At 56.0% G+C, this 24792-nt stretch carries 22 protein-coding genes; 16 read left to right on the forward strand and 6 right to left on the reverse strand.

All coding sequences use genetic code 11. The features are described 5' to 3' along the window. The first annotated feature begins 3 nt into the window (after nt 1-3). The 4 genes from pyrR to egtB all read left to right on the forward strand — a co-directional run bounded on the left by pyrR (nt 4) and on the right by egtB (nt 5332). A complete protein-coding gene (pyrR, locus tag AACY09_RS17100) occupies nt 4-510 on the forward strand; it encodes a bifunctional pyr operon transcriptional regulator/uracil phosphoribosyltransferase PyrR (RefSeq protein WP_339489705.1) in 507 nt (168 codons plus the stop codon). Nucleotides 511-523: 13 nt separating this feature from the next. Then, nucleotides 524-1534: an aspartate carbamoyltransferase catalytic subunit gene (locus AACY09_RS17105; RefSeq protein ID WP_339489706.1), complete on the forward strand. Its 1011-nt coding sequence runs from the start codon at nt 524-526 to the stop codon at nt 1532-1534. Beyond that, nucleotides 1534-2805 carry a dihydroorotase gene (locus AACY09_RS17110; protein ID WP_339489708.1) on the forward strand — a complete coding sequence of 424 codons (1272 nt, stop codon included), beginning with the start codon at nt 1534-1536 and terminating at the stop codon, nt 2803-2805. Before AACY09_RS17105 ends, AACY09_RS17110 begins: the two co-directional genes overlap by 1 nt. A gap of 379 nt (nt 2806-3184) precedes the next feature. Further along, nucleotides 3185-5332: an ergothioneine biosynthesis protein EgtB gene (gene egtB / locus AACY09_RS17115; protein WP_339489710.1), complete on the forward strand. Its 2148-nt coding sequence runs from the start codon at nt 3185-3187 to the stop codon at nt 5330-5332. A 101-nt stretch (nt 5333-5433) separates the two neighbouring features. Here egtB and AACY09_RS17120 read toward each other — a convergent pair whose 3' ends face one another. After that, nucleotides 5434-7779 (reverse strand): arylsulfatase, encoded by a 2346-nt coding sequence (locus AACY09_RS17120; RefSeq protein WP_339489712.1) that lies wholly within the window; start codon nt 7777-7779, stop codon nt 5434-5436. Between the two features lie 326 nt (nt 7780-8105). Between AACY09_RS17120 and nadE the strand changes: the two genes are divergently transcribed. After that, nucleotides 8106-8936, forward strand: a complete 831-nt coding sequence (nadE, locus tag AACY09_RS17125; RefSeq protein WP_339489714.1) for an ammonia-dependent NAD(+) synthetase — start codon at nt 8106-8108, stop codon at nt 8934-8936. 333 nt (nt 8937-9269) lie between these two features. Beyond that, nucleotides 9270-10928, forward strand: a complete 1659-nt coding sequence (locus AACY09_RS17130) for a Na/Pi cotransporter family protein (RefSeq protein ID WP_339489716.1) — start codon at nt 9270-9272, stop codon at nt 10926-10928. Nucleotides 10929-11003: 75 nt separating this feature from the next. Here AACY09_RS17130 and AACY09_RS17135 read toward each other — a convergent pair whose 3' ends face one another. The 5 genes from AACY09_RS17135 to pilT all read right to left on the reverse strand — a co-directional run bounded on the left by AACY09_RS17135 (nt 11004) and on the right by pilT (nt 15584). After that, on the reverse strand, nt 11004-12059 hold the full coding sequence (locus AACY09_RS17135) for a haloacid dehalogenase-like hydrolase (protein ID WP_339489718.1): 1056 nt from the start codon (nt 12057-12059) through the stop codon (nt 11004-11006). Nucleotides 12060-12212: 153 nt separating this feature from the next. Beyond that, nucleotides 12213-12467 carry a BrnA antitoxin family protein gene (locus AACY09_RS17140; protein WP_339489719.1) on the reverse strand — a complete coding sequence of 85 codons (255 nt, stop codon included), beginning with the start codon at nt 12465-12467 and terminating at the stop codon, nt 12213-12215. A 294-nt stretch (nt 12468-12761) separates the two neighbouring features. Then, nucleotides 12762-13160, reverse strand: a complete 399-nt coding sequence (locus AACY09_RS17145) for a TM2 domain-containing protein (RefSeq protein ID WP_339489720.1) — start codon at nt 13158-13160, stop codon at nt 12762-12764. Between the two features lie 112 nt (nt 13161-13272). Then, nucleotides 13273-14421 (reverse strand): PilT/PilU family type 4a pilus ATPase, encoded by a 1149-nt coding sequence (locus tag AACY09_RS17150; protein WP_339489721.1) that lies wholly within the window; start codon nt 14419-14421, stop codon nt 13273-13275. 128 nt (nt 14422-14549) lie between these two features. Continuing rightward, nucleotides 14550-15584: a type IV pilus twitching motility protein PilT gene (gene pilT, locus AACY09_RS17155; RefSeq protein WP_339489722.1), complete on the reverse strand. Its 1035-nt coding sequence runs from the start codon at nt 15582-15584 to the stop codon at nt 14550-14552. Nucleotides 15585-15773: 189 nt separating this feature from the next. Between pilT and AACY09_RS17160 the strand changes: the two genes are divergently transcribed. From AACY09_RS17160 to AACY09_RS17205, 10 genes are all read left to right on the forward strand, one after another. After that, nucleotides 15774-16481: a YggS family pyridoxal phosphate-dependent enzyme gene (locus AACY09_RS17160; RefSeq protein WP_339489723.1), complete on the forward strand. Its 708-nt coding sequence runs from the start codon at nt 15774-15776 to the stop codon at nt 16479-16481. After that, nucleotides 16478-17296, forward strand: a complete 819-nt coding sequence (gene proC / locus AACY09_RS17165; RefSeq protein WP_339489725.1) for a pyrroline-5-carboxylate reductase — start codon at nt 16478-16480, stop codon at nt 17294-17296. The genes AACY09_RS17160 and proC overlap by 4 nt, the downstream gene beginning before the upstream one ends. A 10-nt stretch (nt 17297-17306) precedes the next feature. Beyond that, nucleotides 17307-17897, forward strand: a complete 591-nt coding sequence (locus AACY09_RS17170; RefSeq protein ID WP_339489729.1) for a YggT family protein — start codon at nt 17307-17309, stop codon at nt 17895-17897. Between the two features lie 354 nt (nt 17898-18251). After that, complete coding sequence (locus AACY09_RS17175; RefSeq protein WP_339489732.1) at nt 18252-20234, forward strand: dynamin-like GTPase family protein; 1983 nt, start codon at nt 18252-18254, stop codon at nt 20232-20234. Between the two features lie 140 nt (nt 20235-20374). Beyond that, nucleotides 20375-21514 carry a homoserine O-succinyltransferase MetX gene (gene metX, locus AACY09_RS17180; RefSeq protein WP_339489733.1) on the forward strand — a complete coding sequence of 380 codons (1140 nt, stop codon included), beginning with the start codon at nt 20375-20377 and terminating at the stop codon, nt 21512-21514. Nucleotides 21515-21521: 7 nt separating this feature from the next. Next, nucleotides 21522-22142 carry a methionine biosynthesis protein MetW gene (gene metW, locus AACY09_RS17185; protein ID WP_339489734.1) on the forward strand — a complete coding sequence of 207 codons (621 nt, stop codon included), beginning with the start codon at nt 21522-21524 and terminating at the stop codon, nt 22140-22142. Between the two features lie 32 nt (nt 22143-22174). Further along, nucleotides 22175-22594, forward strand: a complete 420-nt coding sequence (locus AACY09_RS17190; RefSeq protein ID WP_339489736.1) for a DUF4426 domain-containing protein — start codon at nt 22175-22177, stop codon at nt 22592-22594. After that, nucleotides 22591-23184, forward strand: coding sequence for an RdgB/HAM1 family non-canonical purine NTP pyrophosphatase (gene rdgB, locus AACY09_RS17195; RefSeq protein WP_339489737.1), 594 nt, complete (start codon nt 22591-22593; stop codon nt 23182-23184). The genes AACY09_RS17190 and rdgB overlap by 4 nt, the downstream gene beginning before the upstream one ends. After that, the gene (gene hemW / locus AACY09_RS17200) at nt 23181-24374 is read left to right on the forward strand and encodes a radical SAM family heme chaperone HemW (RefSeq protein WP_339489738.1); all 1194 of its coding nucleotides are present in this window, start codon (nt 23181-23183) and stop codon (nt 24372-24374) included. The genes rdgB and hemW overlap by 4 nt, the downstream gene beginning before the upstream one ends. A 37-nt stretch (nt 24375-24411) precedes the next feature. Continuing rightward, on the forward strand, nt 24412-24735 hold the full coding sequence (locus AACY09_RS17205; RefSeq protein WP_339489739.1) for a DUF3392 domain-containing protein: 324 nt from the start codon (nt 24412-24414) through the stop codon (nt 24733-24735). Nucleotides 24736-24792 lie beyond the last annotated feature (57 nt).

The following is a 24792-nucleotide window of genomic DNA, read 5'->3' on the forward strand; positions in this document are numbered from 1 at the left end:
GTGATGAATTTACCGAACCCCGCTGAGTTGTTACCTGAAATGGCCAGCGCACTGATCAGCCACCTGAACAAGCGGCAGATCACCACGCCGCGCTTCATTGGTATCCGTACCGGCGGGGTATGGGTTGCACAGGCGCTGCTGGAAACCCTCGGCAATCAAGAGCCGCTGGGCATTCTTGATGTTTCCTTCTATCGCGACGACTTCACCCAGAACGGTTTGCACCCACAAGTCCAGCCATCTGAACTACCGTTTGAGATCGAAGGTCAGCATATCGTGTTGATCGACGATGTGCTTATGAGCGGGCGGACTATCCGCGCAGCCATGAATGAGCTGTTTGACTATGGCCGCCCCGCCAGCATCAGCCTGGTCAGCCTGCTCGACCTAGATGCGCGCGACTTACCGATTCGCCCCGATGTCGTCGGCGCAACCTTGTCATTGCCTGCCGACCAGCGGGTAAAATTATCGGGCCCGACTCCGCTCACTCTTGAGCTGCAAACGCTCACAAACTGAGACCCCTACCGCAATGACGCCGACAGAAGCCAAGCGACCTCTGCAACTCAATGACCAAGGTCAGTTGCGCCATTTCCTTTCGCTCGATGATTTGCCTCGCGAGCTGCTGACCGAGATCCTCGACACCGCCGACTCCTTCCTCGAAGTCGGCGCCAGGGCGGTGAAAAAAGTCCCGCTGTTGCGCGGCAAGACCGTGTGCAATGTATTTTTCGAGAACTCGACGCGCACCCGCACCACCTTTGAGTTGGCAGCCCAGCGGCTCTCAGCTGACGTCATTACGCTTAACGTGTCGACCTCCTCGACCAGCAAGGGCGAATCCCTGTTCGACACCCTGCGCAACCTCGAAGCCATGGCGGCAGACATGTTCGTGGTGCGCCACGGCGACTCCGGCGCTGCGCACTTTATTGCCGAGCACGTGTGCCCTGATGTAGCGATCATTAACGGCGGCGACGGTCGCCACTCGCACCCGACCCAAGGCATGCTCGATATGCTGACGATTCGTCGGCATAAAGGCAGCTTCGAGAATCTCTCGGTGGCCATTGTCGGCGACATTCTGCACTCGCGCGTGGCCCGCTCGAACATGATCGCCCTGAAAACCCTGGGCTGCCCGGATATTCGCGTGATCGCCCCGAAAACCTTGCTGCCGGTTGGCATTGAGCAATTCGGCGTGACCACCTACAGCGACATGGACGCCGGCCTCAAGGATGTCGACGTGGTGATCATGTTGCGCCTGCAACGGGAACGCATGCAGGGTGGCCTGCTGCCCAGCGAAGGTGAGTTCTACCGCCTGTTCGGCCTCACGGAGCAACGCCTGAAACTGGCCAAGCCTGATGCGCTGGTCATGCACCCCGGTCCGATCAACCGCGGTGTGGAAATCGAGTCCGCGGTGGCTGACGGTCCGCAATCGGTAATCCTCAATCAGGTGACTTACGGCATTGCCATCCGGATGGCGGTGCTGTCGATGGCCATGAGCGGACAAAATACCCAACGCCAACTTAATCAAGAATCCGAGGAGCAGAACTGATGCGTACCCGTATCCTCGGCGCCCGAGTAATCGACCCAAGTAGCGGCCTTGACCAAGTCACCGAGCTGTTTATCGAAGGCGGCTTGCTGGTCGCCATTGGCCAGGCACCCGCTGGCTTTGTGGCTGAACATACCCTGGACGCCACGGGCTTAGTGGCGGCGCCGGGCTTGGTCGACCTTAACGTCGCCCTGCGCGAGCCTGGCTACAGCCGTAAAGGCAGCATCGCCACGGAAACCCTCGCCGCTGCAGCAGGCGGTGTGACCAGCCTGTGCTGCCCGCCATTCACCAAGCCGATCCTCGATACGCCAGCGGTAGCCGAGATGATTCTCGACCGCGCCCGCGAAGCCGGCCACACCAAAGTCTTTCCGATTGGCGCCCTGAGCAAAAGCCTGGAAGGCGAACAACTGGCTGAACTGGTGGCGCTGCGGGATGCCGGTTGCGTGGCGTTCAGCAATGGTCTGGATTGCTTTCGCAATAGCCGCACCCTGCGCCGCGCAATGGAATACGCTGCCACATTCGACCTGACCGTAATTTTCCACTCACAGGATCACGACCTTGCAGAAGGCGGCTTGGCCCACGAAGGTGCCACCGCCAGTTTCCTCGGTTTGCCGGGTATTCCTGAAACGGCTGAAACCGTCGCCCTCGCCCGCAATCTGCTGCTGGTTGAGCAAACCGGCGTGCGTGCACACTTCAGCCAATTGACCAGTGCACGCGGCGCTGAGTTGATTGCCGATGCCCAAGCACGTGGACTGAAGATCACCGCTGACGTGGCGTTGTACCAACTGATTCTCACTGATGAATCCCTGCAGGGCTTCTCCAGCCTGTACCACGTGCAGCCACCACTGCGTACCCAGAAAGATCGCGAAGGCCTGCGCCAAGCAGTCAAAGACGGCACGATTCAGGCGATTTCCAGCCACCACCAACCCCATGAAGCAGATGCCAAGCTGGCGCCATTTGGTGCCACGGAACCCGGTATCAGCAGTGTTCAACTGTTGCTGCCCCTGGCGATGACCCTGGTTCAGGACGGCTTGATAGACCTGCCGACCTTACTTCAGCGTTTGACCATTGGTCCTGCTGAAGCGATGCGCCTGCCAGCGGGTACGCTAGCGGCCGGCCAAGCGGCTGACATTTTGCTGTTTGATCCAGAAGCTGCAACCCTTGCGGGTGAAACCTGGTTCTCGAAGGGCAGCAACAGCCCGTTTATTGGCCATTGCCTGCCAAGCGCCGTGCGCTACACCTTGGTCGACGGGCACATTTGCTATCAAGCATGATTGGGTGGGGTGGGCAGAGCCTTTTTTGTCCACTCCCCTTTTCCATTGAGCCCTCGTCAAACCTCCAACGCTGGTGGTCAAGCCTAGGCTTGCCACACGCGAGTTGCGCGAGCAGCTTTTTTGCACCGTCGTTTGCCAACTCCCAATCTTGTGCCAAGCTGATGAACCACTGCAGGTGGGCTTCAGGTTGCCTTATTTTACTGAAACCTTCTGCCAATAAACGACTCACATTTATTCAAGGACTGAGGCGTTTCACCAATTCAACTTGCCGCATCGTGTGCCTGCTCGCGGCAGATCAGACCTCTCAAGACCCAAGCTGTAACGCTACAGAGAAGCCAGCCTCAACAATCACCAGCCTTACCCGCGGAGACTCTCGTTGATGAGCAGCACATTAAGAGCCCTAAAGCCAAAGCACGCCCATAATGAATTGCTGGATCGCTACCTCGACGTCAGAGGCCGCACTGAAGCCTTGATCGCGCCGCTCAGTGCGGAAGACATGGTGGTGCAGTCGATGTCGGATGCCAGCCCGGCAAAGTGGCACATCGCGCATACCAGCTGGTTTTTCGAGACCTTTCTGCTCGCCCCGCAGCTAGCCAATTACAGCGCATTCGATCCCAGCTTCAGTTACCTGTTCAACTCCTATTACGAAGCGTTGGGCCCACGTCATCCGCGCCCCGAGCGCGGGCTGATGACCCGCCCCGGCGCCGATCATGTGCTCGCCTACCGCAAACATGTTGATCAGCACATGAACGCGTTACTGCAAACCCCGCCTAGCGCAGCCAACCACAAACTCATAGAACTGGGCTTGGCGCACGAGGAACAGCATCAAGAGCTGTTGCTGATGGATATTCTGCACCTGTTCAGCACCTCTTCACTGAAACCGGAGTACGACCGGCGCTGGCCAAAAACGCCTGGCGGTCGCAAAGGTCAGTTCAAGGCCCATGCGGGTGGCCTGGTGGAGATTGGTCAGCAAGGCGAAGGCTTTGCGTTTGACAACGAAGGCCCGCGACACACCACCTACTTGCAGCCATTTGAAATTAGCGATCGTCTGGTAACCAACGGCCAATGGCTGGCATTTATGGATGACGGTGGCTACTCGCGTCCGGAATTGTGGCTGGCTGAAGGCTGGGACATCGTCAGCAGCCAGCAATGGCAGTCACCCTTTTACTGGCAGCCTGGCCAAGGCTGGAGCCAAATGAGCCTGCGCGGCTTAGAACCTATCGACCTGGACGCGCCAGTTACTCATATCAGCTACTACGAAGCTGCAGCCTTTGCTTGCTGGGCCGAGGCACGCTTGCCAACCGAAGCAGAATGGGAGGCCGCCGCACAATCCGGCTACCTGCAGCAGGTCGATGATGTAGCGTGGCAATGGACCCAGAGCCCTTACAGCCCCTACCCCGGATTCCGCCCTGCGCCGGGCGCTGTGGGTGAGTACAACGGCAAATTCATGATCAACCAGATGGTCTTGCGCGGCGGGGCCAATTTCACCAGCCCTGGCCATACCCGCTTGAGCTATCGCAATTTTTTCCATCCGGAAAAGCGCTGGGTGTTGAATGGCCTGCGCTTGGCGCGCGACTGTCAAAAAGTCATCACCGACGACCACAGCTCATTTCGTCGTGATGTGTTGAACGGCTTGGCGGCCGACCATAAAAGCATTCCGCCCAAATATTTCTATGATGCCACCGGCTCTGAGCTGTTCGAAGCGATCTGTAAAACGCCAGAATACTATCCAACACGCGCCGAGACCCGTTTACTCAGTGCAGTTGCCGGTGAGATCGCCGCCACTTTCGCCCCCGGCAGCGCGCTGGTCGAGTTCGGCAGCGGTGCCAGCGATAAAACCTGTTTGCTGCTGGATGCCGCGCCGCACCTCGGGGCCTACGTGCCTATCGATATCTGTCCGGATGCCCTGCAGCAAGCGGCGCAGCGCTTAACCGAACGCTACCCTGCCCTGAGTGTGATACCGCAAACCGGCGACTTCACCCGCACTCTGGCACTGCCTGCTGCGATCAGCCACCGCCCACGGGTAGGCTTCTTTCCCGGCTCGACTATCGGTAACTTCAACCACCAACAAGCCGTGGCATTTCTAAAGTCGGCAAAAACCATACTGGGCAACGACGCGCAATTTATCGTCGGCGTCGACATGGTCAAACCGGCCGCCATCCTTGAATCGGCCTACGATGATGCGGCAGGGGTGACGGCCAGCTTCAACAAAAACCTGTTGGTGCGCATAAACCGCGAGTTAGGGGCTGACTTTGACCTCAGCAACTTTGCTCACCAAGCGCGTTGGAATCCCATCAAACAGCGTATGGAAATGCACCTGCTGAGCTTGATCGGCCAGACAGTCACCATTGCCGGCCAGCGCTTCACCTTCGCCGAGGGCGAGAGCTTGCACACTGAGAACTCACACAAATTCAGTGTCGAGTCCTTTACTGCCATGGTCGCAGAAGCGGGCTGGACTGTTGCTCAGCACTGGATCAGTGACGCGCCACAGGTCGGCCTGTTCAGGCTTACGCAAAAGACAGGGTAAACGCCCAATAAAACAAAACGCCCGCTGCATAACATCGGGCGTTTTGCTTCATCAGCGACTTGAGACTTAGGTCTGGACGCTTGTGCGCGATCAATCCTGAGTCACTGACCCAATTTGACCGTCACACTGTTGAGCTTGCCGGTAAAGGAAAACGGCGGCTCGTAGGAGTAATCGACTGGCGTACCAATGTCGCTGCCGATGTCCTGGGTTTCACTCAGGGCATAGATAAATGGCACAGTCTGGCCGATCTCGCCACTGCCAATCACCTGATCATTGGCCAATAGCGTGGCCTTGCCGCCCTTGCCCATCTGCTTCTCGCCCGCGTATTCAAAGCGTGCAGTCAGCACGACCTTGCCGGTTGGCAGGGGTTTATCCGACTCGACTCGATAGCGCTTGATGTCCAGGTAGTTATGCACCAGCACTAGCTTGCCCGCTTGCACCATAAAGCCCCAGCCGCCGGTGAAGCCGCCCTGGGTAAACAGCATGCCTTGGTCTGTGCTTTTGATTTCGACATCGGCGGCCACTGAGAACGACTTATTTTTCAAGTCCGGTGCAGCGGCTTCGGGCAAATGGGTCAAACGCGAGCGGTAGACGAAGCTATCACGCCCTGCTGCCAAGCTCGGCTTACCGGTAAGCTGCCCGGAGAACCGCGCAGCACCGCGCCAGTCCAACGGCAGAATATTGCGCCGCGCCGCGTCAGCCCACCATAGGTCTTCAAGCTGTTTGAGTTTTTCAGGGTTGGTTTGCGCCAAGTCTTTGCTTTGGGTGAAGTCCTGGTCAATGTTGTACAGCTCCCACTTGGCGGTATGCGGATTAAAATCACCCCGGTTTGGCTGCCAAGGGATAAAGGAACGCGAGGAGGCGAACCAGCCATCCTTGTACATGCCGCGATTGACGAACATTTCAAAAATCTGCGAGTGGCGATGATCCTTGGCTTTGCCGTCATCGAAACTATACGCCATGCTGATGCCTTCAATCGGCTTCTGCTTGATGCCATCGACCGACAGCGGTGCTTGAATACCCGCCGCCTCGAGAATGGTCGGGAAGATGTCTGAGACATAATGGAACTGGTTACGGATTTCGCCCTTGGCCTTGATTTTCGCAGGCCAGGAGATGATCAGCGGATTGCGAATGCCACCGAAGTGCGAGGCCACTTGCTTGGTCCACTGAAAAGGCGTGCTCATGGCATGCGCCCACATAGCCGGGAAGTGATTGAAGTGCTTGGGGCCACCCAGTTCATCGGCGTATGGACGGATCTGATCAGCCGTTTCGCTGACCCCATTGAAAATGCTGTTCTCGTTCAAGGTTCCAGCCAACCCCCCTTCAGCAGAGGCCCCGTTGTCACCGACAACGTAAATAATCAGGGTATTGTCGCCACCCGGCATGCTGCGGACATCATCAATGATGCGGCCCATCTGATAATCCACATGCGCACCGTACGCAGCGAAGACCTCCATCATGTGGGAAAATAGTTTCTGGTCTTCGGGCGAGACCGTGTCCCATGCCGGCAAGCTGTCCGGGCGCGGCGTCAGCACGGCATCCTGCGGGATAACCCCGAGTTTTTTCTGGCGCTCGAACGTCATCTCGCGATACGCATCCCACCCCATATCAAACTTGCCTTTGAACCTGTCGATCCACTCTTTTGGTGCATGGTGTGGCGCATGGGTTGCACCCGGTGCTACGTAGGCAAAGAACGGCTTATTTGGTTCGATTTCCTTGGAGCGATGAATCCAGTCGATAGTTTTGTCGGCCAGGTCTTTTGACAAGTGATAGTCAGGATCTTTCGAGGCTGGGACCGGGTTGGTGTTTTCAAACAGCGTCGGCTGCCACTGCGAGACATCACCGGCGTTGAAACCATAGAAATAATTGAATCCCATGCCCGTTGGCCAATGGTTAAACGGGCCATTGGCGCTGGTTTCCCAGATCGGCGTGTTGTGGTTCTTGCCAAACCAACCTGTGTTGTAACCGTTTTCGCTGAGAATCCGGCCGATGGTTGCGGTGTCCCGCGGAATGATCCCGGTGTAACCGTCATAACCGGTTGCCAGCTCAGTGATGATTCCCGAGCCCGCCATCTGCGGCGTGTGCCCGGTTAACAGCGCGGCACGGGTCGGCGAGCAGAGTGCAGTAGTGTGAAAGCGGTTATAGAGCAACCCTTGGCTGGCCAGTTTATCCATCGCGGGTGAAGGCACGCCGCCGCCAGTCACATCGAACTGACCGAAGCCGACGTCATCGAGCATGATCAACAGCACGTTGGGCGCGCCCGCCGGTGCCTTGGGTGGCAGGGGAAACTTGGCCGGATCTGAGTCTTGAAAGGTGCTGCCCACACTGCCCTTGAATACAGGATCAGGGCGCGGCAGGTAATCACCCTCAGCCGCCACGGCCTGAGAAGCCAACAGCACCGGCAGCAAACTGGTCGTGACAGCACGAATGACGCGGTGTAAATCCATCAGGCGTATCCCGGTTTAATTATTGGAATTAGTACCCGGCACATCGAACGCCTGGGTGCGAGTGGAACGCTCATATTCGAACCGTCTATCCTCATCAATGAGCCAGCGCACAACCCGACATTAACCGCCAAATATTTAACAAAGCGCGCCAACACAAGTACCACCGGCAATCATATTTGCTCGAAGCAATCCCACAATCTAATGTGCCAGCGGTGGTAAAGTAGCCCGATAATTGCTTAAAAATTCCTGTATTGAACTGAGCGACCTGAGGCGACGCTGCAGGCGCTTTCGGCATCACTGAAACAAACCCCAGAGGTGGATGTGCAATGAACCCAATTTTGCGATCAGAGATTCAGGCAGCCTTGGCCATCGACAGAGGCATCACCGACGACACCAGCGCTAAAGCCGAAATCAGCCGACGCATCGAGTTCATTAAAAACGTACTGCTCACCTCTGGCGCCAAAGCGCTGGTACTGGGCATCAGCGGCGGGGTCGATTCCTCTACTGCGGGGCGTTTGTGCCAGTTGGCCGTCAGTGAAATGCGCGACGCAGGCCACGCGGTTAAGTTCGTCGCCGTACGCCTGCCGTACAAAACCCAGGCCGACGAGCATGATGCGCAAGCCGCACTGAGCTTTATCCAGCCCGATGTCTCGACCGCTGTGAACATCGCCGACGCGGTGGATGGCCTGATGAACAGCATCACAGTTGAAGGCATTGAGCCAAGCCCAAGCCTGATCGATTTCGCCAAGGGCAATGTCAAGGCGCGCACTCGCATGGTTGCCCAGTACGCCATCGCCAACTTCGTCGGCGGCCTGGTGGTTGGCACCGATCACGCCGCAGAAGCGGTCATGGGTTTTTTCACCAAATTCGGTGACGGCGCTTGCGACCTGGCGCCATTGTCTGGCCTGACCAAAAGCCAAGTTCGCTTACTCGCCAAACAACTCGGTGCGCCAGAATCTCTGGTGCACAAAGCACCTACTGCCGACCTCGAAGAGCTGGCACCCGGCAAGCTCGATGAAGTGGCCTACGGTTGCACCTACAGCGATATAGACAACTACTTGCTCGGCAATGACGTTGCAGATGCGCCTGCCGCAATCATTGAAGCCGCTTACCTGAAAACGGCGCACAAACGCGAATTGCCAATCATCCCAGATTGATTCAAGGCCTTTGCCCTGTCGCAACTCAGCCAAAGCCCGGATGCTCCGGGCTTTGGCGTATCTGGCGGGGCTTATTGCAAATGCCTCAGGACCCAGTTTTGTCTGGGACGCTTTTAAATATAAACAAGCCTAGAGCGCGGTTGGCTAGTGCGGCCCATCCTGAGCGTTGTAGCGCCTCGCACCGGAATTTATGACAGTTTTATTTCAATCCGCTGTTTAGCTATGCGATGCTGGCGCTAAGGCCGTAAGCCAACTACAGCTTAAGTAAAATGTAGATCGGATGCGGTACCGTCAGCTTGCCCCTCTGGGGTGTCAACAGCTCAGGGGGCCTGAATGCTCACCCTGCTTAATTTGCTATCTGCCGTGGCCTTGTTGATTTGGGGCACACATATCGTCCGAACCGGCATCCTGCGGGTGTATGGCTCCAACCTGCGCCGGGTTATCAGTCAAAGCATGTCCAAGCGCTGGCTGGCGTTTATCGCCGGAATTGGCGTCACCGCCATGGTTCAGAGCAGCAATGCCACCGCCATGCTCGTCACCTCATTCGTCGGCCAAGGCCTGATGGCGCTGACCCCGGCACTGGCAACCATGCTTGGCGCGGATGTCGGTACGGCACTGATGGCGCGCGTGCTGACCTTTGACCTTTCATGGCTCTCGCCCCTGCTGATCTTCATCGGCGTGATCTTTTTCCTATCGCGCAAACAAACCCGATTGGGGCAGATGGGCCGGGTCAGCATCGGTTTGGGGCTGATTATTCTCGCGCTGCAATTAATCGTCGAATCGGCCGCGCCCATCACCCAGGCTCAAGGCGTTAAAGTTATTTTTGCCTCGCTCACGGGCGACATTCTGCTCGATGCGCTGGTGGGCGCCTTGTTCGCCATGATTTCCTACTCCAGCCTCGCCGCCGTTCTACTCACCGCCACCTTGGCCGGCGCTGGATTGATTGGCCTACCGGTGGCGATCGGGCTGGTGATTGGCGCCAACATCGGCAGCGGCGTGTTGGCGTTTCTCAGCACCAGCATGCAAAACACTGCCGGTCGCCAGGTTGCGCTTGGCAGCTTGTTATACAAGCTGATCGGCCTGTTGCTGATCATTCCGGTTCTCAATCCGTTGGTGCAGTGGATCGACACATTCGACTTCAGTCACCAGGAGATCGTCATTGGCTTCCACCTGCTGTACAACACCGCACGTTGCCTGATCCTGCTGCCCAGTGTCGGGCCGATGGCCAAACTCTGCAGTTGGTTGCTGCCGCAAAAGCCGGAAGTCAACGGCACGGCCAGAGCGCGGCATCTCGATCTCACAGCACTGGTCACCCCCAGTTTGGCGCTGGCGAATGCAGCGCGGGAAACTCTGCGCATCGGTGATTTGATCGACAACATGCTCGAAACCATGGGCGAAGTGCTGCACAGCAAACAAAGCGCAGTCACCCAAGAAATGCGCCGCCTGACCGACGACGTCGAAGAGCTCTACAGCGCGGTCAAACTGTACCTGGCACAAATGCCACGGGAAGACTTGAGCGATCAGGACAGCCGGCGCTGGGCGGAAACCATTGAACTGGCGATCAACCTGAAACTCGCCAGCGACCTGATCGAACGCATGCTGCGCAAAGTGCAGCAGCAAAAGACCTCACAGCGCCGCTCATTTTCCGAAGTTGGCCTGGAAGAGCTGGCCGGGTTACACAGTCAGCTTATTTCCAACCTGCGCTTGGGCTTGTCGGTGTTTCTGAGTTCAGACAAAGAAAGTGCCCGCCAACTGCTGCGCGAGAAACGCCGCTTCCGCGCACAGGAACGACGCCTGGCCCACGCGCACGTAAGCCGGCTGCAACGCAAGATCGTGCAAAGCATCGAAACCAGTTCCTTGCACCTCGAACTGATCGCCGACATGAAGCGCCTGAACTCTCTGTTTTGCAGCAGTGCCTACGCAGTATTGGACACCTCCGACACGGGCGCACTGGCAGTCGATGACCTGGCGGAGATCAAGCATTCAACTTGAGTGCCTGGGTTGCACGACCGAGCCGGCAAGGCGGCACAGCTCCGAACTGTTAAATGGGGCTGTGCCGATCAGGCTTTACTGGATGTCATCCGGGGTAACCATGACCCAGTTCTTGTCTGCCGTCACCGGCAAGCCTTCTTTGGCTTGAGCTTCGGCGTTGGCTTTTATCATGCCGTTAAGTTGGGTCATGTACTTGTCTTTGCGGTTTACCCACAGATGAATCCCGCCTTTTTTCACGTCGACACCATGGAACAGCATATAGCCGTCACTGGTTGGGGTATCACCGCCCACCAGCACCGGTTTCTTCCATTGATCAATGTAGGTCAGGATCGCGGCTTGTTTGCCTGCCATCCAAGTGGCCGGCGTCCATAGGTACGGGGTCAACTCAAGGTCGAGGTTAGCCTTCTCGCTGTAGGTGCCTGCACTGACCTGCTTGCGTGCGGTGGTCAGCTCATTGCTCTGACGGTTTTTCAACAGCATGGTCACGCCGATTACGTTCTGCGGTTTGACGTTGTAGCCGTATTTAGGGTCGGAGGCGACCATGCGCACCAGCTCCTCAGACGCAGCGCTCACCACATAAACCTCAATGCCATTTTCCATCAGTTTGTTGTAAAGCTCGGTCTGCCCGGCGAAGACTTTCGGCGGCTGAACATCGATGGTTTTGACCTTATCACCGTCGTAATAGGTGCTTGGCACCGGCTTGCCCGAGGCCATCAACTCATCAACATAGCCTTTGAGCTCTTTTAGGGTGAAACCGGAGAACACTTGCGCCACCCATGGGTAGCAGACCATGTCGTCGACTTCGCATAGGCGGTAGTAATAGCTGAAAAGGCTCTCCTTGTGCTCTGCGGTGTCTTTGAAAGGGATCAACTTGAGCGAGGGATCCAGCGTTTCACGAGTGATCAGCCCTTTGTTTTCCATGAATGGCAGCAGCGACTCTTCCAAGTCGTTACGGTAGCTGGTGTTGTCCATGTCAAACACCGCGAAGTTACCTTTATTGGCATTCGCCGCGATCATTGCGTTGAGCTGTTTGGCGGCCGGAGCCGGCCAGTGTTTGAGCTCAGTGGAGAAAGCCTGTCCCGCTAGACCCAAGCAGAGTGCAGCGGCGAGCAATTTGGACGTGAGCTTCATAACGGAGTCTCTCTATTTTAATTAGAGCGTCAACCGTAACAAATAATGACTGCGCGTTTCTTGCGTTAACGACCCCAGGCTTGCTGCGGGCGTCATCCTGAGCCTCGGCTTACTCGCATGAACAACCTCGCATAGCCGGTGCTTGTACAACCGCTAGCGCTTCTCCTGCTGAGCCTGCATGTAGCGGCGCAGCAATTGGTTGATGCGCGTCTGGTAGCCCGCGCCTTGCTCTTTGAACCACTCCAACACGTCTGCATCAAGGCGAATAGTCACTGCTTTTTTCACCGGTGCACGCAATTCGGCACGGCGAAAGAAATCATCTGTAAGCTCGGGAATATCACCGGTGTCGATATCGGTGTCGTCCAGTTTTAACAGACGCTCCCAATCAGTTTGCGATGTTTTTGGCATAAGACTTGGCCTCTTGTTTTGTGGCTTTTCGCGCGGAGATGATACGAAGCCCTGCACCCACATGACATATCGATTGTGGGCACCATCAACAGCCCTAGCGTAGAAGCCCACGGGCCATTACACCGGTTATTTAGCGCGGGAAAATCCTTTTATTGATGCCTACTGTTTCCTGCCTTAGTTAAAGCTTTAACCTTAATAAGTGGCTTCGCCGTTAACCTGGCGACTGGTCTCGCTCGAAAAATGAGCCCAAAAAAACCCGCAGTTCAATTTGCGGGCTTTTCGTATAGCTAATGATTAGCTACGTGAAGCGTTTTTCAATGACACTTGGGTGTTCAACGTCCAGAAATCATAGAGCACGCCAACAAAAAACAGGCCGCCGGTGAACAGATAAATGATCCCGGTGATCCATTTGCCTTGGTACATGCGGTGCACGCCGAAAATGCCAAGGAAGGTCAACAGAATCCAGGCCACGTTGTAGTCGGTCTCGCCAGCGGTGAAGCGCAGGTCGGCTTCTTTATCCATGGCCGGGATCAGGAAAAAATCGATGATCCAGCCAATAAAGAACAGGCCCAAAGTGAAAAACCAGATGGTTCCGGTGACCGGCTTGCCGTAATAAAAGCGGTGCGCGCCGAGAAAACCAAAAATCCACAACAGATATCCGATTGTCTTGCTGTGGGTGTCTTGTTGCTGCATGTCTGCCTCCTGCTTGCAGGCTTAGTCTGAGACAACAATCTACCTGAGATCGGCTGCTACGAAAACAATTGCGCAGCAGCTTGCTGAGCCATCGTTGGCAACCGCTCAAGCCTCAGCGGAAGCTGCGCCCCGGGTTATCGTCATTGCTCACTTCCAGCGACAAACCTTGCGACATGCTGGTCAGGTGATCGCCATCGGTTTCCGAGCCAAGCTTGATCATCAGGCGCAGGTCGTTGGCCGAGTCGGCATAGAGCAAGGCATCTTCGTAAGTGATTTCGCCTTGGCTGTAGAGGTTGTACAGGGCTTGGTCGAAGGTCTGCATGCCTAGCTCGGTTGAACGCTTCATCAGCGCCTTGAGCTCGTGCACATCGCCTTTGCGAATCAAGTCAGCGGCCAGCGGCGTATTGATCAAAACCTCAATTACTGCGCGACGACCTTTGCCATCCGGAGTTGGAATCAGTTGCTGAGCAACAATGGCCTTGAGGTTGAGCGACAAATCCATCCATACCTGATTCTGTCGATCAGCCGGGAAGAAGTTGATAATGCGGTCCAGCGCCTGGTTGGCGTTGTTGGCGTGCAACGTGGCCAGGCACAGGTGACCGGTTTCAGCAAACGCCACAGCGTGATCCATGGTTTCGCGGGTACGCACCTCACCGATCAAGATCACATCCGGCGCCTGACGCAGGGTGTTTTTCAGGGCGACTTCAAATGACTCGGTGTCGATCCCCACTTCACGCTGAGTGACGATGCAGTTTTGATGCTGGTGAATGTATTCAATCGGGTCTTCGATGGAAATGATGTGCCCGCTGCTGTTCTTGTTGCGATAGCCGATCATCGCCGCCAACGAGGTCGACTTACCGGTACCTGTCGCACCGACAAAGAGCACCAAACCACGCTTGGTCAGCGCCAGTTTTTTCAGGATCTCCGGCAGCTGTAAATCATCAAGCGTTGGGATATTGGTTTCAATCCGGCGCAAGACCATGCCTGCAAGGTTGCGTTGATAAAACGCACTGACCCGAAAACGGCCCACACCGCGCGCACTGATCGCAAAGTTGCACTCATGATTTTCAGTGAAATCACGGCGCTGCTGCTCGTTCATTACCGAGTGCACGGTTTCACGGGTTTGTTCAGGGGACATGGCAGTCTTGGTGATAGGCATGATCTTGCCGTTGACCTTCATCGACGGTGGAACGCCCGCTGTAATGAAAAGGTCAGAACCCCCTTTTTCGACCATCAGGCGTAGCAGTTTTTCAAAGTCCATTGTTCTATCTCACCGTCGCAGTCACGCATTAACGCTAAAAGTGACGCCAATGGGCGTGTGCCATCGGCGTTAGTGCTCCAGTGCGCAGAGCACCAGAGGTTCAGGAGCAGTCGGTCACAGGTCTTAGTTTAGAAGTTCTCAGGGTTTTTGGATTTCTCACGGGCACTTTCGCGACTAACCAAACCTTTTGCCACCAAGCCTTTCAGGCAGGCATCAAGGGTTTGCATGCCCAGCGAACCGCCGGTCTGAATCGACGAGTACATCTGCGCCACTTTGTCTTCGCGAATCAGGTTACGAATCGCCGGCGTGCCGATCATGATTTCGTGAGCCGCCACCCGACCGCCGCCGATTTTCTTCAACAGGGTTTGGGACACCACCGCCGTCAGTGATTCCGACAACATCGAGCGAACCATGGACTTTTCTTCAGCCGGGAACACGTCAACCACCCGGTCGATGGTTTTTGCAGCAGAGGTGGTGTGCAAGGTGCCGAACACCAAGTGGCCGGTTTCAGCCGCGGTCAGCGCCAAACGGATGGTCTCAAGGTCACGCATCTCGCCAACCAGGATGATGTCCGGGTCTTCCCGCAACGCAGATCGCAGCGCTTCGGAGAAGCCTAAGGTGTCACGGTGAACCTCACGCTGGTTAACCAGGCATTTCTTCGACTCGTGAACGAATTCGATTGGGTCTTCGATGGTCAGGATATGGTGATACTTGGTGGCATTGAGGTAATCCAGCATCGCCGCCAGGGTGGTCGATTTACCCGAACCCGTTGGGCCGGTCACCAGAACTAGGCCGCGAGGCACGTCGGTGATCTTGCGAAACACCTCGCCCATGCCGAGATCTTCCATGGTCAGAACCTTGGAAGGAATGGTCCGGAAGACCGCGCCAGCACCGCGGTTCTGGTTGAAGGCGTTAACCCGGAAACGTGCGACCCCTGGGACCTCAAAGGAAAAGTCGGTTTCAAGAAACTCTTCGAAGTCCTTACGCTGCTTGTCGTTCATGATGTCATAAATGAGCGCATGCACCTGTTTATGGTCCAGCGCTGGCAAGTTGATGCGACGCACGTCGCCATCAACCCGAATCATCGGTGGCAGCCCCGAAGACAGGTGCAAGTCTGAAGCGCCTTGCTTGGCACTAAACGCCAGCAGTTCTGTGATATCCATGTAACTCCCCAAGGCTGCTAAATAACGACTGCACCCGGTTATGCAGTGTTTAAATCAAATCATTTGGCGCAACTGGCGCAGGTTCGCGCAGCAGGATGAAGCGCCCTGTCACGTTAGTTTTTCTCAACCAGCGGCCATTGACGTTAGAATGCCCCACACGCAGAGCAAACGGGCCACAGAGCGTAAGTAATGTCCACGATAGCAGAGAATATTGCAAAGGTCGGAGCTCGGATCCGTGAGGCGGCGCAAGCCTGCGCACGCCAACCCGAGACAATTGGTTTACTGGCCGTCAGCAAAACCAAACCCGCCTCGGCCATTCGCCAAGCGTACACAGCTGGTCTACAGGACTTTGGTGAAAATTATCTACAAGAAGCCTTGGATAAACAGCAGCAATTGTCTGATTTGCCATTGATTTGGCATTTTATAGGCCCCATTCAGTCAAACAAGACCCGCGCCATCGCTGAAAACTTTGCTTGGGTACACTCTGTTGATCGCCTCAAGGTGGCTGAGCGCTTGTCTGCACAGCGTCCAGCGCATCTGCCCGCATTGAATATTTGCTTACAGGTCAATGTCAGCCAGGAAGCGAGCAAATCGGGCTGTAGTCCTGAACAATTACCGGCTTTGGCTGCGGCAGTCTGTCAATTACCAAATGTGCAGCTAAGGGGTTTAATGGCAATTCCGGAGCCAAGCGACGACCCGGCGGAACAACGAGCAGCCTTTGCTTTATTACGCGAGCTGCAGCAAAACTTGAATATGCACCTCGACACCTTGTCCATGGGCATGAGTCACGACCTTGAAGCGGCAATTGACCAAGGCGCGACTTGGGTTCGAATCGGTACGGCACTGTTTGGTGCCCGCAATTATTCCTCTGAATCAACACAGGAACCTCCGTTATGACTTCTCCTCGCATCGCCTTTATCGGCGCAGGCAACATGGCTGCCAGCCTCATCGGCGGTATGCGCGCCCAGGGTTTTGACGCCAGCGCCATTCGCGCCAGTGACCGCGGCGAAGAACAACGTGCGAAAATTTCTGCGGAACACGGCATCAGCACCTTTGCCAGTAATGCTGAGGCGGTTGAAGGGGCTGATGTCATCGTCCTGTCGATCAAACCGCAAGTGATGAAAGAGGTCTGTCTTGACCTCGCCCAGCACCTTAAATCTGGGCAACTGGTGGTTTCCATCGCCGCCGGCATTAACTGCACCAGCCTGGAAACCTGGCTGGGCGACCGGCCTATCGTGCGCTGCATGCCCAATACCCCAGCCCTGCTGCGCCAGGGCGTCAGCGGCTTGTACGCTAACGCCCAAGTCAGTGCTGAGCAAAAAGATCAGGCAGAGCAGCTGCTCAAAGCGGTTGGCATGACTATTTGGCTGGACCAGGAACAGCAAATTGATGCCGTTACCGCCGTTTCAGGCAGTGGTCCTGCCTACTTCTTCCTGTTGATCGAAGCCATGACGGATGCCGGCGAAAAATTGGGGTTGCCACGGGAAACCGCTGCCCAACTCACCCTGCAAACAGCTCTGGGCGCGGCCCACATGGCGGTCGCCAGTGATGTAGACGCTGGGGAATTGCGCCGCCGGGTGACGTCACCTGCGGGCACAACTGAAGCTGCAATCAAAACCTTCCAGGCTGGCCGTTTTGAGGTTCTGGTTGATGACGCACTCAACGCCGCTGCTCGCCGCTCGGCAGAGCTGGCCGAACAGCTAGGCAAATAAGGAGCAAATAATGATTGGATTGAACACTGCAGGCGTCTACATCCTGCAAACGATCGGCAGTTTTTACCTGTTGATCGTACTGCTGCGATTTATCCTGCAATTAGTCCGTGCCGACTTCTACAACCCACTAAGCCAGTTTATCGTGCGCGCGACGCAGCCATTGCTCAAGCCGATGCGTAAGGTTATTCCGAGCATTTTCGGGCTTGATACATCCTCATTGATACTTGCCCTAATCGTCCAGTTTGTACTGATGGAGCTGACCCTGATGCTTATGGGTTACGGCTTCAGCGCACCTATGCTGGTACTGATCTGGTCGATCATTGGTGTCACCGCACTGTTCCTCAAGGTGTTCTTCTTCGCCTTGATCATCAGCGTGATCCTGTCGTGGGTCGCACAAGGCAGTCACAACCCTGCTGTTGAGCTGGTCAATCAGATCTGTGAGCCGCTGCTAATGCCGTTTCGGCGCATTCTGCCTAACCTTGGTGGCCTCGATCTGTCTCCGATTCTGGCCTTTCTAGTCCTCAACCTGATCGATATGCTGGTTATCCGCAATTTGGCGGTTATGACCGGCATGCTCTCAGGCCTCAGCTTGGCGATCTAAACAGCTTTGAGTATTGGCGGCGAGGCTATCTGCCTCGCCTTCAATAATTCAACGCTCCCCTCTCGGCTTAGGCCTCCAGCACCACCGAATAAGACTTTAAGCGGGCCTGAGACCTGCCATTAGGCCGGCTGGTCATAGATAGCTACCGTCTGTAGGCAAGGCCAATTGACGAACGTCCCATCCTAGGCATAATGCCACTACCGCAAAGGCTTCCTGCAATTGAGGCGGCCTTCACAGAATCGCTGAAAATGCCCTGTTTGCGGGATAAAAGCCGCCATAATAAAACCATGGCCAGGCCTCCATATCTGTGCAGGACGCGCTAGATGCTACAACTCGCGAAAGGATGATCTACCCATGAGCATGGAACGTCTCAACCAGCAGATTGATGCGTATGTCACGTGGAAGCGTGAGCTAATGCGTGAGATCACTCGGTACCGCAGTTGGTTAGAAACCAACCGTCTAAACTCGGACAGCGTTGCCGCGAAACTTGAGCGGGCATTACGAATTCTGCGCACCGATCACATTACACTGGCATTCGTCGGCGAGTTCTCCCGCGGTAAAACCGAGCTTATCAATAGCCTGTTCTTCTCTGCTTACGGCCAGCGCATGCTGCCGTCGCGCGCAGGGCGTACCACCATGTGCCCCACCGAGTTGTTCTTCGACCCTCGCTCCGAGCATGCCTATATTCGTCTGCTGCCCGTGGAAACCCGGAAATCGGAGGCCAGCGTTGCCCAGTTCAAGCGTGCGCCTCGGCATTGGATCAACATCCCGCTGGATATCAGTGATCCTGCCAACATGGCTGAAGCCTTCACCCAGGTGTCAAAAACCAAACCTATGAAGGTTGAGGACGCTATCCAGCTGGGTTTTCACCCCGACACCCTGGAAAGCAGCGGTAAACCAGGCATGGTCATGGTTCCCGCATGGCGTCATGCCTTGGTGAACTTCGACCACCCACTGTTACGCCAAGGCTTGCGCATTCTCGACACGCCAGGCCTCAATGCGCTGGGTTGCGAGCCGGAACTAACCCTGTCGATGCTGCCCAGTGCCCAAGCCATTTTGTTCTTGCTGTCTGCCGACACCGGGGTAACCGCAAGCGACATGGCAGCCTGGCAACAGCATATTCATCCGCTTGAAGAAGAAAGCCACGCCAGCCTGTTTGCCATTTTGAACAAGATTGATGTGCTCTGGGATGATTTGGCCGGCGAAGCGTTTGTGCAAAACAGCATCCGCCAGATCCAGGAAATCACTGCAAAACAGCTGGGAATCAAACCGGACGAGGTGCTGCCGCTTTCGGCCAAGCAGGGGCTGTTGGCCAAAGTCCGCAAAGACACAGCATTGCTAGCACGCAGCCAGATGCACAATCTAGAAACACTGCTCTGCGAGCGTATCGTCACGCAAAAAGAACGCTTAATCGAAGATCATGTGGTTAATCAGGTGCTGGGCTTGATGCAAAACAGCCAGCATGCACTGAATGTGCGTCTTGAGCAGGTGAGTCAGCAGCAGGCGTTGCTTAATGCGCATCAGCAAGACAACGGCCAGATGCTGTTTGAGCTGACCGCCAAGACTAAAGAAGATCACAGCCAGCATCACAAACGTCTGCTGGGCCTGAAAACCAATCAGCGCCTGCTAAGACGTCAAGGTGATCTGCTCCGTGCCGCCGTACGCCCCGAACAGCTCGACAAGCATATGGCGCGTGCCCGCAAGGAACTTACCAGTTGCTGGACGACGTTAGGTATCAATCAGGCAATCCTGCATTTTTTTAGCTCGATCAAAAACGATCTGCACAGCCTTAGCTACGAAGCAGAAACGGCCAATGCCATGGTCGCGGCGGTTTATCGCAGGCACAACCAGGAAAACCCACTGCACGGCGTGGATGCACCCCAGTTTAATGTTGAGCGCTATTCACGTGAGCTCAGGCAATTGCAGGTCAAGGCGGACCAGTTCCGCTTGCATCTGAAATCGCTGCTGACCGAACAAAAAAGTTTAGCCAAGCGTTTTTTTGCCACCCTCGCCCAAGAAGTGGTCGGCATGCACCAGCGCCTGCGTCAGGATGTCGACCAATGGGCCAACGATGCCTTGATGCCGTTAATGCAGCACACCCTGGAGCATAAACAGTTGCTCGAAACTCATATGCTGCGGCTCAAGGCATTGGCTCAGGAAACCCAACAAACCCGCCAGCGAACCCAGCAATTGGCGCGATACCGAGAAGACCTTAGCCTGCAGTTGAATCAAGCCTCCGAAATGCTGCGGAACATGCGCCGGCCCGCACCTATCCAGCGCCACAACAAGGTGGTCAACCTGCCCGTCGCGTCACGCAGCATGAGTGCCAACGAATAGACCGACGCGAAAACTGCTGCACTTTTGTTTCCGGGCTTCATTCAAACGCCCATCGCGCCGCCCCATCGCTTGCTGCATGGGGCGGCGCTCTTTAGACTGCATGACTTTCTTTTTAACTCTCAACTTTGCGAGCAGGGTCGATGTCGACTGCCTTTCCACAAGATTCTGTTGGCTTGGTCACCCCCCAAGTACTGCATTTTGCCGAGCCGTTATCACTGGCTTCCGGGCGTACCCTTGCCAACTATGACCTGGTGTATGAAACATACGGCGAATTAAACGCAGCGCGTAGTAACGCGGTGTTGATTTGCCATGCTCTGTCTGGCCACCACCATGCAGCGGGCTTTCACCGCGCGGATGAGCGTAAGCCCGGCTGGTGGGACAGCTGTATTGGTCCCGGCAAAGCCATTGATACCAACCGTTTCTTTGTTGTCAGCCTGAATAACCTCGGCGGCTGTAACGGCTCGACCGGGCCATCCAGCATCAACCCAGAGACTGGCAAACCCTTTGGTGCCGACTTCCCGGTGATGACCGTCGAGTGCTGGGTTCATAGCCAAGCCCGACTGGCCGATGCGCTGGGTATCGAGCAATGGGCAGCGGTTGTTGGCGGCAGCTTGGGCGGCATGCAGGCCATGCAGTGGACGATCAGCTATCCAGAACGAGTCCGTCACTGCGTCGCGATTGCCTCAGCACCAAAGCTTTCGGCGCAAAATATCGCCTTCAATGAAGTCGCCCGCCAGGCGATTCTGACTGACCCGGACTTTCATGGCGGTCACTTTCAGGAGCAGGGCGTTATTCCAAAGCGCGGTTTGATGCTTGCACGCATGGTCGGCCATATTACTTATCTGTCTGATGATGCCATGGGTGAAAAATTCGGCCGCGGCTTAAAGAGTGAAAAGCTCAATTACGACTTCCACAGCGTTGAGTTTCAGGTCGAAAGCTACCTGCGCTACCAAGGCGAAGAGTTTTCCGGGCGCTTTGACGCCAATACTTACCTGTTGATGACCAAAGCGCTCGACTACTTTGACCCGGCCGCCGCCAATGACGGCGACCTCGCTCAAACCTTGGCCACGGCTAAAGCCGATTTCTGCGTGATCTCATTCACCACCGACTGGCGTTTCTCACCGGAGCGATCGCGGGAGATCGTCGATGCGTTGACGTCAGCCCGGAAAAACGTGTGCTACCTCGAAGTCGACGCCCCCCAGGGCCATGATGCGTTTCTGATACCTATTCCACGCTATCTCCAGGCATTTAGCAGCTATATGAATCGAATTACCCTATGAGGCAGGCATGAGAGCTGATCTGGATATTATCCAAGACTGGATTCCCGCAGGCAGCCGCGTACTCGACTTGGGTTGCGGTAACGGCGAGTTGCTGGCCTGGCTACGCGATAACAAACAGGTATTTGGTTACGGCCTGGAGATCGACCCGGACAACATTGCCGAGTGCGTCAGCAAGGGCGTCAACGTCATCGAGCAAGATCTCGACAAAGGCTTGGGCAACTTTGCCGACGGCAGCTTTGACGTGGTCGTAATGACCCAGGCACTGCAAGCCGTGCATTTTCCCGATCGGATTCTGAAAGAGATGCTCCGCGTCGGCAAAACCTGCGTCATCACTTTTCCTAACTTCGGCCACTGGCGCTGCCGTTGGTACTTGGCGAGTAAAGGACGGATGCCGGTTTCCGACTTTTTACCCTACACCTGGTACAACACGCCGAATATTCACTTTTGCACATTTGAAGACTTCGAGCGCCTGTGCCTGGATCAGCAAGCCACCATTCTTGAGCGTCTGGCTGTCGATCGCGACCACCGACACGGTTGGGCCAGCAAAATATTGCCTAATCTATTAGGTGAGATCGGCATTTACCGAGTCAGTGGCTACAGCGCCATGAACCCGAGCAGTAGCGACTAAGCCCGACAGACTATTTTACAGGAGACACCCTTATGCGCCGCCTCGTCGTACTCCTAATGGCACTGTGCCTGAGCCTGCCCGCGTTCGCTGAGCGCAAGCAGACCTATGGTGATCTGGACGTTCATTACAATGCCTTCAACTCTGGCTTTTTGCAGCCCGACATCGCCGCAGCCAACGGTTTGGTACGCAGCAAAACCCAAGGCGTTATCAATATTGCTGTGCTCAAGGCAGGCAAGGCCAGTACCGCCAACGTCACCGGTTCAGTGAAAGATCTGCTGGGCAAAGACTATCCCCTGAGCTTTAAGCAAGTCAGCGAACCGGGCGCTATCTATTACTTGGCGCAATTCCCTTTCGAGCAGCGCGAAGTCTTACGCTTCACCATTAACGTCACCGCAGGCGATGGCCAAGCGCACAGCTTCGACTTCAACCAGGAATTTTTTCCAGACGAATGATCCAGCTTACTGAACTCGTACTCGCCAGCCATAACGCTGGCAAACTCAAAGAACTCCAAGCCATGCTTGGCGACTCGATTCACGTACGCTCTGTGGGTGAATTCAGTCAGGTCGAACCTGAAGAGACCGGCCTGTCATTCGTCGAAAACGCCATTCTCAAGGCCCGTAATGCGGCGCGAGTATCAGGCTTGCCAGCACTTGCCGACGACTCTGGCCTAGCCGTGGACTACCTTGGCGGCTCACCTGGGATTTACTCGGCGCGATACGCCGATGGTCAAGGTGATGCGGCCAACAATGCCAAGCTGCTTGAAGCCTTGAAAAATGTCGCCCCCGAGCAGCGCGGCGCACAGTTTGTTTGCTGCCTGGCCCTGGTTCGCCACGCCGATGACCCACTGCCGATCATCTGTGAAGGCCTCTGGCACGGGCGTATCTTGCCGGCAGCACAGGGTACGCACGGCTTCGGCTATGACCCGCTGTTTTGGGTGCCCGAACGCGACTGCTCCAGCGCCGAGTTAAGCCCGACCGAGAAGAACCAGCTCAGCCACCGGGCCCGCGCAATGGCGCTATTCAAGCAACGGCTGGGGCTATGACCACAGCGTCTGCAACCATTGCCAGCGATCGCATCCACCATGCGGTTGACGGCTTTGTGCTGCCTCCCCTGGCGTTGTATATCCATATTCCCTGGTGCGTTAAAAAGTGCCCCTATTGCGACTTCAACTCGCATGCGGCGGCGCCAACCCTGCCTGAGGAGGAGTACGTTGATGCGCTGCTGGCTGATCTAGATGCCGACTTGCCCGCCGTGCATGGCCGCGAACTGACCTCAATTTTTTTCGGCGGCGGCACGCCGAGCTTGTTTTCGGCCAACGCACTGGGGCGCCTGCTTGCCGGGGTTGAGCAACGCATCAGGTTTGTCGACGACATTGAAATCACCCTCGAAGCCAACCCAGGCACCTTTGAACAAGCCAAGTTCTCGGCGTATCGCAAGCTGGGGATCAATCGGCTATCCATCGGTGTACAGAGTTTTCAGTCGGAAAAATTGCAAGCCTTGGGCCGAATTCATGATGGCGATGAAGCGGTGCGCGCGGCCGATATGGCCCGCGCCGCCGGCTTTGATAACTTCAACCTCGACCTGATGCACGGCCTGCCGGATCAATCGATTGACGATGCGCTGGCCGATCTGCGTACCGCGATAGCACAGCAGCCGACGCATTTATCCTGGTATCAACTGACGCTCGAGCCCAACACCGTATTCTGGAATCAGCCGCCAACACTGCCCGAAGACGACACCTTGTGGGACATTCAGGAAGCGGGTCAGGCTCTACTCGCCGAGCACGGCTATGCCCAATACGAAGTATCGGCCTACGCCCAGGCTGGCAAGGCGGCGCGGCATAATTTGAATTACTGGAGTTTTGGCGATTTTATCGGGATTGGTGCGGGGGCTCACGGCAAACTCAGCAGCCCGGATGGCATCATTCGCCGAACCTGGAAAACCCGGCTGCCGAAAGACTACCTCGACCCTAACAAGCGCTTTAGTGCAGGCGAGCGCATTCTCGGGCAGGATGAATTGCCGTTCGAGTTTTTAATGAATGTACTGCGCCTTACCGAAGGTGCTGCCAGCGAGCTGTTCACCCAGCGTACCGGCCTGCCGCTCAGTTTGCTGAGCGAGGCACGTCAACAAGCGCAGCAACGGGGGTTGCTTGAAGATAACCCTGACCGCCTCACGGCAACAGCGGAAGGTCAGCTGTTCCTCAATGACTTACTGCAACAATTTTTGCCTTGATAGGCAGTTGATGAGCCTTTTGCTCTAAGGACAACCCATGGACTTGCTACTTGACCTAACCGCCACCTTGTCTCGCTGGAGCCGCAGCCATCTGTATGACATCTCACTGGCGATCATGGCGACCCTGTTCGTGCTCTTCGGCCCCGCCATCAACGCTTGGGTTCAGCGCAGCATTGGCGGCCTGAACTTTGTCTTTCGCACCATCATTTTCGTGGTCGTGTGCGCCGTGGTCTATGGCCTGGCCATCGTATTCCTGACGCCTTATCTCAGCGCGGGCCTCGGCCAATTCAACAATTACACGCTGGCCCCGGTGTTGTTGCTGGTGTTCTTTTTGATTGGTGTATTGGCAGATCGTAGCTAAGGACGGTAAGGCTGCACGCCTGGCTCTGGCCCACTAAAGCGCTAATTCCAGGGGTGT

The organism is Pseudomonas sp. EL_65y_Pfl2_R95 (assembly GCF_963971045.1).
Taxonomy (GTDB): Bacteria; Pseudomonadota; Gammaproteobacteria; order Pseudomonadales; family Pseudomonadaceae; genus Aquipseudomonas.